General features: G+C 39.7%; 6 protein-coding genes and 1 tRNA gene. 5 read left to right on the plus strand and 2 right to left on the minus strand.

Features of this window, described 5'->3' with window-relative positions; translation table 11 throughout:
- Nucleotides 1-47 precede the first annotated feature (47 nt).
- The 4 genes from ACFSR6_RS03190 to ACFSR6_RS03205 all read left to right on the plus strand — a co-directional run bounded on the left by ACFSR6_RS03190 (nucleotide 48) and on the right by ACFSR6_RS03205 (nucleotide 8,441).
- Nucleotides 48-3,215, plus strand: coding sequence for a SusC/RagA family TonB-linked outer membrane protein (locus ACFSR6_RS03190; protein WP_379074827.1), 3,168 nt, complete (start codon nucleotides 48-50; stop codon nucleotides 3,213-3,215).
- A 5-nt stretch (nucleotides 3,216-3,220) separates the two neighbouring features.
- Nucleotides 3,221-4,921, plus strand: coding sequence for a RagB/SusD family nutrient uptake outer membrane protein (locus ACFSR6_RS03195; RefSeq protein ID WP_379074830.1), 1,701 nt, complete (start codon nucleotides 3,221-3,223; stop codon nucleotides 4,919-4,921).
- A 21-nt stretch (nucleotides 4,922-4,942) separates the two neighbouring features.
- Nucleotides 4,943-6,469 carry a glycoside hydrolase gene (locus tag ACFSR6_RS03200; protein WP_379074833.1) on the plus strand — a complete coding sequence of 509 codons (1,527 nt, stop codon included), beginning with the start codon at nucleotides 4,943-4,945 and terminating at the stop codon, nucleotides 6,467-6,469.
- A 130-nt stretch (nucleotides 6,470-6,599) separates the two neighbouring features.
- Nucleotides 6,600-8,441: a glycoside hydrolase family 35 protein gene (locus ACFSR6_RS03205; RefSeq protein WP_379074836.1), complete on the plus strand. Its 1,842-nt coding sequence runs from the start codon at nucleotides 6,600-6,602 to the stop codon at nucleotides 8,439-8,441.
- Between the two features lie 951 nt (nucleotides 8,442-9,392).
- Here the strand turns inward: ACFSR6_RS03205 and ACFSR6_RS03210 are convergent.
- Nucleotides 9,393-10,007, minus strand: coding sequence for a Crp/Fnr family transcriptional regulator (locus ACFSR6_RS03210; RefSeq protein ID WP_379074839.1), 615 nt, complete (start codon nucleotides 10,005-10,007; stop codon nucleotides 9,393-9,395).
- Nucleotides 10,008-10,410: 403 nt separating this feature from the next.
- Here ACFSR6_RS03210 and ACFSR6_RS03215 point away from each other — a divergent pair.
- A tRNA-Lys gene (locus ACFSR6_RS03215) sits at nucleotides 10,411-10,483 on the plus strand.
- Between the two features lie 282 nt (nucleotides 10,484-10,765).
- Here ACFSR6_RS03215 and ACFSR6_RS03220 read toward each other — a convergent pair.
- Complete coding sequence (locus ACFSR6_RS03220; protein WP_379074842.1) at nucleotides 10,766-11,317, minus strand: GNAT family N-acetyltransferase; 552 nt, start codon at nucleotides 11,315-11,317, stop codon at nucleotides 10,766-10,768.
- Nucleotides 11,318-11,752: the final 435 nt, after the last annotated feature.

Consider the following 11,752-nt stretch of genomic DNA (forward strand, 5'->3'; position numbering starts at 1 on the left):
AAGTATAGACCTGATCTGCTAACCAAATATTAAACGTGCAAACCAAAATGAGAAAAAAAAATCTAAAGGAATTTTCACCTTTAAAATTCTTTAAAATTAAAGCATTGGCTTTTCTATTTATCCTATCCATTAGTTTACCGGTAACCGCTTCTTCATTTTCTGCATTGGCAGGAAAAATGAAACTGGCGCGCGAGATTGTGGTAACTGGTACAGTAACAAACGAAACCGGAGCTACATTTCCGGGGGTAGCGGTTAAGGTTAAGGGAACGGAAAAAGCAGTTCAAACCGATGCAAAAGGTAAATTTAGTATCAGTGTGGCAGCCACAACAGATGTACTTGTTTTTTCTTATGTGGGCTATACCAGTCAGGAGCAAACAGTTGGTGATAGAACAACCATCAATGTTCAGCTCGGTTCTGATACCAAAACACTTAACGAACTGGTAGTGGTTGGTTACGGAACACAGAAGAAAGCAACCCTTACCGGGTCAATATCGCAGGTAAAGGGGGCTGACCTGGTAAAGAGTCCGCAACCTAACTTGTCCAATTCGTTGGCTGGCCGCTTTTCCGGGGTAGTGATTAACAATAGGAGTGGCGAACCTGGTTATGATGGTTCGAACATCACCATCAGGGGCTTGGCTACTACAGGGAGCAATAATGTATTAATTGTTGTAGATGGAATTCCCGGGCAGATCGGCGGACTAGAGCGTTTAGACCCTAACGATATTGAAAGTGTTTCAGTATTAAAAGATGCCTCAGCAGCAATTTATGGTAACAGAGCTGCCAATGGGGTAATTTTAGTGACCACTAAAAAAGGGAAAACAGGTAAACCGACAATCAACTATAGTTTTAACCAGGGTTTTAGCTCGCCAACAAGATTGCCAAAAATGGCCGATGCTGCAACTTATGCACAGATTATGAACGAAATTAGTTTCGATTCTAATCCTTCTGGTGGTCTTAACCAGTCTTATACAGCAGATCAGATCGAAAAATTCCGTAATGGTTCTGATCCTTTATTGTATCCTAACACCGATTGGATCGACCAAACTTTAGAAAAAACAGCTTTACAGAGCCAGCATAGCCTTTCTGTTAATGGTGGCGGACAAGACGTAAAATATTACATGTCGTTAGGGACCGTTGCTCAGGATGGCTTGTACAAAAATGGAGCGACCAAATACAATCAATACAATTTCCGTACGAATGTGGATGCGAATGTTTCCAAATACATTAAAGTTGGCTTATCAGTATCGGGCAGACAAGAAAACCGTGTGTTTCCTCAGGTGGGAGCTGGCGATATTTTCAGGTCTATCTATAGGGCAAAGCCAATTGTAGCTGCTTATTATCCAAACGGTTTGCCGACAACGGGTATAGAAAATGCGAACCCTGCGGTACAGGTTACCGATATCGGCGGAACCAGTAAATCGCCAACACAGGTTTTAAATGGTATTTTAAGGGCTACTTTTATTATTCCGGGTGTAGAAGGCCTTTCTATTGATGGTTTCTTTTCGGCAGATAAATCCAATGTATTTACCAAAAGCTTCAGCAAACCCTATCTGTTATATCAATACGATCCTACATCTAAAACCTATAACAGTGTAATTACCGGTGGCAATAACCAAAAAGCTACCCTGACCGAAAGCCATAAAAATGAATCATTGCTTACTTCAAATATTAAATTAAATTATGCAAGGCGCTTTAACCTGCACGATATTAATGCTTTTGTGGGTTATGAGCAGAGTGAAAACCACTTGGAATATTTCGATGCACAACGTTTTAACTTCCTGTCTACTTCGCTGCCTGAACTTTCACAGGGAGGTACTGCCGCTACTGATTTTCTAAACTCGGGTTATAGCTCAAACTACAACCGCCGGAGCATTATTAGCCGTTTAGCTTATAGTTATGACGATAAGTATCTTTTTGAAGGCCAGTTGCGTGTTGATGGATCTTCTATTTTTCCACAGGGTAAACAGTACGGTGTTTTTCCATCCGCTTCTGCAGGTTGGGTAATTTCAAAAGAAAAATGGTTTAACGAAAACATTAAATTTATTGATAACTTAAAAATCCGTGCATCTTACGGTTCTTTGGGTAATGATAATGTAAATGGTTTCCAGTATTTCGATAATTACGTACTTGTAGGTAACGGCTTTGTGGCCAGGGATGCCAGCAATGCGCTAACCATACAACCAGGTGTAAACCTGGTTAAACTGGCAAACCCAAACATTACCTGGGAGGTAGCAAAGAAACTCGATATTGGTATTAATGCTACTTTGTTTAAGGACTTTAGTATTGAGGCTATTTATTTCCAGCAAAAAAGATCTGATATCCTAACCACCCGCAATGCATCATTGCCTGGTTCTTCCGGTATCGTAAATCCTTATGGATCTGATCCGCTGGTACCTTCAGAAAATATCGGTAAAGTAAATAATGCTGGTTTCGAAGCTACGGTAGGGTATAACCACAATGGCGAAAACTTCAGGTGGAATGCATCGGGTAACTTCACTTATGCTAAAAGTAAAGTGATTTTTATTGATGAGGCTGTTGGAACATTGGATTATCAGCGCAAAACAGGCAGACCATTAAATGTTGACCTGCTTTACAATGCCATCGGTATATTTAGAACACAACAGGAGTTAGATGCTTATCCACATGTTAGTGGCGCTAAAGTTGGCGATCTTAAATACCTTGATTACAATAATGATGGCAAAATAACTGCCGATGACCAAACCAGAACGCCATATAGCAACATCCCTCAAATTACTTATGGATTTACACTTGGTGCTTCTTATAAAAACTTTGATGTATCGATGGTATTAGCCGGACAAGCCCAGGTAAGCCAGTACGTTTTACCAGAATCGGGTAGTGTAGGTAACTTTTACAGCAGCTGGGCCGATAACAGGTTTAGTGCTTCAAATCCGAACGGAACATATCCGAGGGTAACCGACCGGGCTTCAAATGCGATTAGCGGTGGGCAGTTTAATAATACTTTCTGGTTAAATGATGCCTCATTTTTAAGGCTTAAAAATGTAGAACTTGCCTATAATATTAAGGCTGGCTTCTTAGAGCGCATCAATGTATCGGGATTAAGGATTTATGCCAGTGCCTTTAACTTATTTACGATTTCTAAAGTAAAAGATTACGATCCTGAGGGAACCAGCGGTAGCGGACAGTTTTATCCGCAGCAACGCATTATTAACTTGGGTGCTAATATTAAATTTTAAACATCATGAAAATCAAATCAATATATATAACACTTTTTGGCCTGTCTCTTATTTCAGGGAGTATGGTAGGCTGTAAAAAAGACTTTTTAAATGTAGAACCAACAGATCGTATCTCTACAACCGCTATAGAAGCCGATACGGCCGTTTTGGAGGCTTATATAACCAACCGCTATATAGGCACCAGGTTACAGGATAAAGAAGCAGATGGATCTGCTCCGGGTTTTGGCAGAGGTTTTGAATACAGCATGTGGAGCTCTTTTACCGACGAATCTATTTATAATAATGATGATGCTACCTGGCTGATCCAGAGAGGGCAGCTGGCACCTGAAAATTTAGGAAGCGCTGGTGTATATTGGGGAAGGAGTTACAAAAGTATCAGAGAATGTAATTATGCGCTTGGCGTGCTTGGTAAAATTGCTATGAGTGCAGCACATAAAAAGCAATTGGTTGCTGAGCTTAAGTTTATCAGGGCTTTTCGTTACCAGGATTTGATCCGGAATTATGGCGGTGTGGTTTTAATGGGCGATAAGGTAACTAACCTAACCGATAATTTGCAGGATCCGGCATTGTTCCAACGTGCCTCAATCAAAGAATCTATAGATTATGTAACCGCACAGCTAGATCAGGCTGCGGCAGATTTACCTTTAGATAATAGTAACAACTGGCTAGCTGGTAGAGCTACCAAAGGCGCTGCGCTGGCACTTAAATCGCGCTTGCTTTTGTATGCGGCAAGTCCATTGTATAATGCAGGTACCTGGCAGGCAGCTGTTACGGCAGCTCAGGCAGTTATTTCTTTAAATAAATATGGAATATATACCGGCGGATACGCAAACCTGTTTTTAACCGACCAAAGCAATGAGGTTATTTTTGCTAGATTATTTACCAAAAATGCCAACCATACCCATTTAGAAATTGCCAACGGACCTAATGGTTATGGCGGTTGGGGCGGAAATTTGCCAATGCAGAACCTGGTAGATGATTACGAAATGGCTAATGGAAAACCGATTACAGATCCTACTTCCGGTTACGATAGCAATGAACCTTACAAAGGCCGTGATCCGCGTTTTGCAGCAACTATTTTATACAATGGAGCAGCATACCGCGAGCGTAATGTAGAGACCTTTATTCCTGGGGGAAAAGACAGTAAAGATGGAATTGATAACTGGAATACCACCAAAACCGGATATTACCTTAAGAAATTTATGAATGATGCCTATCCATTGCAAAATCCTTGGGGTAATGCAGGTTTCCAGCCATGGATCTATTTCAGATATGCAGAAATTTTGCTTAACTATGCCGAAGCTGCCAACGAAGCTTACGGACCTGACGCGGTTCCTGCTGGATCCACCATGTCTGCCAGAGATGCGATAAATATGGTAAGGGCAAGGCCTAGTGTTAATATGCCAGCCTTGGCTGTCGGACTTACACAAGCACAAATGCGCGATGCAGTCCGCTATGAGCGTAGGGTAGAGCTTGCTTTCGAAGAACATCGTTTTTATGATGTAAGAAGATGGAAAATTGCAGAAGTAACCGAAAACAAACCTGCAGGCGGAATAATTATTACCAAAACAAGCACAGGCTTTACTTATGCGCCTAAAGTTGCTTTAGATGGACGTAAGTTTGAAACCAAACACTATTGGTTACCTATACCAAGGGCCGAAATTTTAGCTTCAGGCGGTAAATTACAGCAAAACCCTGGTTATTAATAAATAGAATTTAAGTATTGCATGGTAAAGTCATTTCAACATCTTAACTGCTTTTTTACCTGTCTGGCCTTGTTTTTCTGTGGCAGAACGGCTCTTGCACAAGAAACCGTTTTAAAAATAGAAATTGATCCAGCCATCAAATTTCAGACTATAGAAGGCTTTGGTGCTTCTGATGCATGGAGTTGCCAATTTGCCGGATTATGGCCTGCAGCAAAAAAAGATAAGATGGCCGATTTGCTTTTCAGTACCCAAACTACAAATACAGGGCAACCCCTGGGTATTGGGCTTAACATGTGGCGTTTCAGTATTGGCGGCGGTAGTGCCGCCCAAGGTAAGGCAAGCGATATTGGCGACGAATGGCGTCGTCAATACGCTTTTCTGCAACCAGACCATAGTTATGACTGGAATGCAATGCCAGGGCAGGTATGGTTTTTAAAGGCTGCCCAAACCCGTGGGGTGAAACAGTTTATCGGGTTTGTAAACAGTCCGCATGTGCTGTTTACCAAAAACGGGAAAGCCTATTCTACTGATGGCCACTGCAATCTCAATTTTGATAAACTCCCCGAATTTGCCGATTACCTGGTTGCCACTATTAAAGGAATAACAAAAACAACAGGTATAACATTAAATTACCTTAGCCCTGCAAATGAACCACAGTGGAAATGGAATGAACACAACCAGGAAGGCTGTCCGTATAACAATACCGAGCTTGCTCAGCTATACAGGGGTGTTAATGAAGCATTTGTTAAAAATCAGGTTAAAACCAAAATACAGATAGGAGAGGCGGGTCAGCTCGATTATTTGTACGATAATGGAAACAATGTAAAGGGAAACCAGGTATATCAGTTCTTCAATGCTTCATCGCCAAATTATGTAGGCAATCTATCCGGTATAGATCAATCGATCTCTGGCCATAGCTATTTTACAACAAGTCCGGAGCAAAAATTTATTACTGTTCGAAAAAAAACAGGAGAAGCTGTTGCACAAATAAAAGGTCTAAGGTACTGGATGTCTGAATACTGTATTTTAGGCGATAGCCTGATGAAAGGAGAAAAACGGGATCTTGGGATGGCACCCGCTTTATTTATTGCCCGTTTAATTCATCATGATCTCGTACTGTCTAACGCTACCTCATGGCAGTGGTGGCTGGCTATATCAGCCAGCGACTATAAGGATGGCTTGGTTTATATCGACAAAAATAAAACGGACGGACAGGTTTATGATAGTAAAATGTTGTGGGCATTGGGTAATTATAGCCGTTTTGTTAGCCCGGGCAGTAAGCGCCTCCAGGTTAAAACACTTGGAGTAAATGTTCCTGAAATTGATGTGTCATCCTATCTGCAAAATAATAATAAGCTTGTAACGGTGGTGGTTAACCCTACAGAAAATGATGTTGATCTGGATATTAATGTAAAGAGAAATAAACAAAGTTTTGTGCAAACCTATGTTACTTCTAAAGAATACAACTTAACGCCATATAAAAAATATCAGGATAGCAAACGTGTTCGTATTCCTGCTAAATCTGTTACCACTGTACTTAGTAATTAAACCTGATTGATTTGAAATTGTAACGCTCCTCGTTTTTTATCCCCATAACATTTGGTTTGAGCTGAAAAGCACTTTATAAATCAATATGGGAAAACTATGCAGTTGATTTTTAAATAATAATACATCTTAGATGAAATCTATCCTCAAACATGTAATCATTAAAGTAATCTTAATTACTTGTTTTGCCAGCCTTGGTGCATTTGCACAGGTTAAGCACACTTTTAAACTTGCAGACTCTGTTTTTCTGCTCGATAATAAACCTTTTCAGATCATTTCTGGAGAAATGCATTATCCGCGTATACCGAGAGAAGCCTGGCGCGATAGAATGAAAATGGCCAAAGCCATGGGCCTAAATACCATTGGTACCTATGTATTTTGGAACGTACACGAACCGCAGAAAGATCAGTTCGATTTTTCCGGTAATAACGATATTGCCGAATTTGTACGTATTGCAAAAGAAGAAGGTTTATGGGTATTGCTTCGGCCTAGTCCGTATGTGTGTGCCGAATGGGAATTTGGTGGTTATCCATTTTGGTTGCAGAACATTAAAGGCTTACAGGTAAGGAGTAAAGAAGCACAATATTTAAAAGAGTATAAGGAATATATTACCGAGATTGGTAAACGTTTAGCGCCCTTGCAGGTTAACCATGGTGGCAATATTTTAATGGTGCAGGTAGAAAACGAATATGGTTCTTATGGAAACGACAAGGAATACCTGAAAATTAATGAACAGCTGTTTAAAGATGCCGGTTTTGATGGTGTGCTTTCTACCTGCGATCCGGTTCCGGCATTGGAAGGCGGACATTTGGCAGGTTTGCTTCCGGGGGTAAACGGTATCGATAACCCTACCCAGATCAGAACGCTGATCAAGAAATACAACAATGGTAGCGGACCTTACTTTGTTCCGGAATGGTATCCGGCATGGTTCGATTGGTGGGGTACAAAACACCACCAGGTAGATCCGAAAACGTACGCCAATAAACTGGATACCGCACTAAAAGGAGGAATTTCCATTAACATGTATATGTTTCATGGCGGTACAACAAGGGGTTTCATGAACGGGGCAAACTATAACGATTCTACAGCCTACGAACCACAGATTAGCAGTTACGATTATGATGCGCCTTTAGATGAAGCAGGTAATGCAACGGAAAAATTTATGCTTTTTCGCGAAGCGATCAGAAAGAATTTGCCTGCAAACCAGACACTTCCCGAAGTGCCGGCTGCTAAACCTGCTGCGGCATTGCCTGCAATTACTTTTACCAAATCAACCGATATCTTTAACCTGGTTGGCAAACCAAAATTAAGTGAACAACCGCTTACCTTTGAAGCACTTAACCAGCCTTATGGCTTTGTACGCTACAACAGTACCATAAAGGGTGGACGTAAAGGTGTAATTAAAATTAATGAGCTGCGCGATTACGGATTGGTGTATATTAATAAAAAACTTGCAGGTGTTTTAGACAGGAGACTTTATCAGGATAGTTTAATTGTTAATCTTCCTGCAGGTAATGTACAATTGGATATTTTGGTAGAAAATATGGGCAGGATCAATTTTGGCCCTTACCTGCTTAAAAATAACAAAGGGATTACTAAAAATGTAACCTTTAATGGCAGGGAGATTAAATCGTGGAAAATGTACCCTTTGCCATTTGATAAAATAGATACCCAAAAAATAAAGCCGAAAGTAAGCAGCCAATCTGCAGCTGTACTTAAATCGGCCTCCTTTAATTTAACCAAAGTTACCGACACTTATTTGGATATGCGCAAATGGGGAAAAGGCCTGGTTTGGGTGAATGGCCATAACTTAGGTAAATACTGGGGTATAGGGCCACAACAAACCATTTATCTGCCGGCCGAATGGCTTAAAAAAGGAAAGAATGAAATTGTAGTTTTTGAACTGCTTAAACCTCAGCAGAATACATTGACCAGTTTAGATAAAGCTATTTTAAATGAGCTGAAAAGCAAATAAAATTTTGATTTTTAAGGTTCATAAAAGCCATTACGTTAAGTGCGAGCGTAATGGCTTTTTTTGCGTAATCCTGAGGGATATTAATTGTATAAAAATCAGTATGAATGAGAGTAGGATTCAACTTTATATCCTTCTCGTTGAACCGTGATTGCGAGAAGGCTTTTTCAGCGGACGAAGCAGTCTTTATAGGCAAGAACCGTTGATATGAAGATTGCTTTCCCGAACCTTCCTTCCGTGTCTACACATCTTTTTATTAATAATTTTTTGGCGTTTTGCTGTCTTCCGCAAATAACGCATTGTTTTCACAGAAGAACGCCGTCAATCCCAAGGGCCGGGGAAATCAAAAAAACAGTTGCAGGAAATTACAAATGGCACTACCAAACCTAAAACGCAGTGGTTTTGTGTTCATAGATACTAATTAAATGCTTGAGAGATATATTGAACACAAACCCCGCAGGGCTCAATCAGCCCAAAGAAACCACAAACAAAAACTGATTAAACGAAGTGCCGTTGTTTTTTTGATGTGTTTAGGGATGTACAATAGACCCATTGCTGGATTGACACAGCGCTTTGGGTACTTTGGTGCTCCAAAATGCGCAGCATTCTGGAGTACCATTGGGAACAACTAACAACTGCGAAAAACTACCATGCCACCGCGGCATAGAGCGGAAATAAATCCAAATATTTATATCTAACTATATTTTTTGACACATTAAAGCTTGTTAAGATGCTGAAATAAATTCAGCATGACGATCGCCCTAAGAATATGTGCTAAAAAAAATATAAATGTGTTCACACGAAAGGAAACTTCGTAGTTCCTCCTTGAAAGCGATGGTGGATTCTATCGTAGTTTAAATGAAAGATTCTTCAATGCGTTCAGAATGACAAAAGTTTTTTTCGTGACAAGTTAAAGGCGAGGTTACAACTTATAACAACCTCTTTTGTTCACAACTATGTTCTGTTTCTGATTCTGCTCAATGTTTCGAGTCTCATGCCTATAAAAGAAGCCACATACTTTAAGGGTACACGGTTAATCAGGTATGGGTAAGAAATTAAGAATCTTTGGTAGCGTTTTAATGCGGTAGGAAGCCTGCAAATGTATGCCCTTTCTGATGCTCCCTGAAAATAAATTTCGGTCATCTTTCTGCCCACATAGTTGGCTATGGGGAAATTTTCGTAAAGGAGTTTAGACATTTCATGCGGAATGGCAATTGCAAATACAGGATCTATTGTTTCAATATATTCGTCAGAGGCTTGATTCTCCCATAAATTTCTGATTGTTCCTGCCAGTTCGTTTTCGGCAGCAATCCAGGTGGTAATTTTTTTATTTCCTATTTTTAGGTAACCATGTACTGCTCCTTCTAAAATCAGGAAAATGTAGCGGTTGTGTTTTAATGGCGAGGCCATATGTTTGTTTTTAGCAAAACGTACCGGGAAAGTATAGCGGTTAATAATATCTTCAATTTCGGGGTTAAGCGGGTGGTAAGATTTAAAAACTGTAATAAGTGGCGAGAAACCGCCAAAGGCAGCCCATTTATCTGTGCCGTAAACATTTTCAATATTCATTAGGGAAAAGCGAATCTATTTGTAAAAGTAAAATAATAATGGAAATAAAAAAATCAATAATTCCGCTTACAGGGGCAAAGAATATTAGTATAAGTTGTTTAGAATCAGGACGACATATAAGACAGATGATTTCGCTTTTGCCTGTTCTTTACGGATAAAGTAGAATAGGGATAGATAAAAATTTTATAATTGCCAAAAACGCAACATTTTTAAAGGCCGTCGGTTTGTGATCTACTGGCTAAAAAGATAAAAAAATGGAATTTTTTCGTTTGTATTAACTTAATGATCTATAAATATTTAGCTTCATTCTGTTTCGTTAACGTTAATTTTCTATTAAATATTTTGGGTTTATCTTTTGCAGGAATGAATTTAATTCCTAACTTCGCAGCCTCGAAAGGAGAACGATTCCGTAGCTCAGCTGGTAGAGCATTACACTTTTAATGTAGTGGTCCTGGGTTCGAATCCCAGCGGGATCACAGAAAACCTCACAGAAATGTGAGTTTTTTTTGTTTTATACCCCTGGGGATCGAGCAGAAGGGGAGACTGAATAATCCGTAGCCACATATTGAATAGGTTGTTGTAAACTGAATATCTTGAGTGTTTTAAGAGGCAAAGCTATGTTTGCTCAACTAAAATCGAGAGATTATAAAAACCAATTTTAGCCTGCTTCCCATTTATTACAGCAGGATTGGACTGCTTTCTTTCGTGAGTTTAGCGAAAAATAAAGCAGCAAAGAAACCGGAATTATTGCCAATTTTTTAATTGTCTTGCAGTGCTTCTTTATGATGAACTTTTTGTGATAGTTCTAAGCTATAATACAGTACGTCTTCGGTAGTCCCATCAAGCCAATTGAGGGGTTCACGATGGGTAAACACAAAACCTAAGCGTTGATTAGCAGCTTTAGAAATCGTATTACTTTCTCGATGACTTACTGTTAATCTTTTCAAAGGCAGCTTAGATGCCCATTTCATTCTGATTTTGTAAAGAAGTCCAGACAACCCCTTTCCTCTGTATTCCTTTTTAATATAAGACTGCCCCAAATATGCTTCATCTTCATTCAATCGCAAAATGCTTGTCATTCCAATAGGTATTTCATTATCTAATAAAATAAAAACTGCACGTGGATATTTTACTCGTTCCCTCCATTCCTCATCCGTTAGGTCTGCTTCTGCCGGAGAACTGCATCGAAACATAGATGGTTCGGTTTGTATAGCTTCCAGACGCATTGCTTTATACAGCATGGCTTCGCTGTCATGTAACTGGCGAATTTTGTAAGTGTCCATTTCTATTTGTAATTGATGTTTATCCATGCCTAAATAAGTAAAATCATATCTGTTAAACCCTGTTTCAAAATTACAAATTGTAATTTTTGTGTAGAGCAAAAACTGTATGATATAATTATGAGTGGAACCACAAAAAAGAACAAAGTCATAGGGGCCATAAAGGAAAAAGTCTATGCCACTCTTACCAGTAAAGACACTTTGGAGTTTTGGCTTGTTCCCCGTAAATAGGAGGAGGGAAAGACCTGAGGTTGGAACCAATACCTCAGAATAGATGGAGGAACAAATGGCTTTCGCAGTTTCTGCCTCATTTATCCGCTTACCCAGGTTGAGATTGTGATTCTCTCAAACCATAAAGACGACTCGGCAGGAGTCGGACTTTATCAGCTGACCAGCGGGATTTATAAACTTATTAAAGAAATCAAATAAATACCAGGCCTAATATATCATGTAGAAAACTGCTAG

Source organism: Pedobacter vanadiisoli (assembly GCF_042684385.1).
GTDB classification, from domain to species: domain Bacteria; phylum Bacteroidota; class Bacteroidia; order Sphingobacteriales; family Sphingobacteriaceae; genus Pedobacter; species Pedobacter vanadiisoli.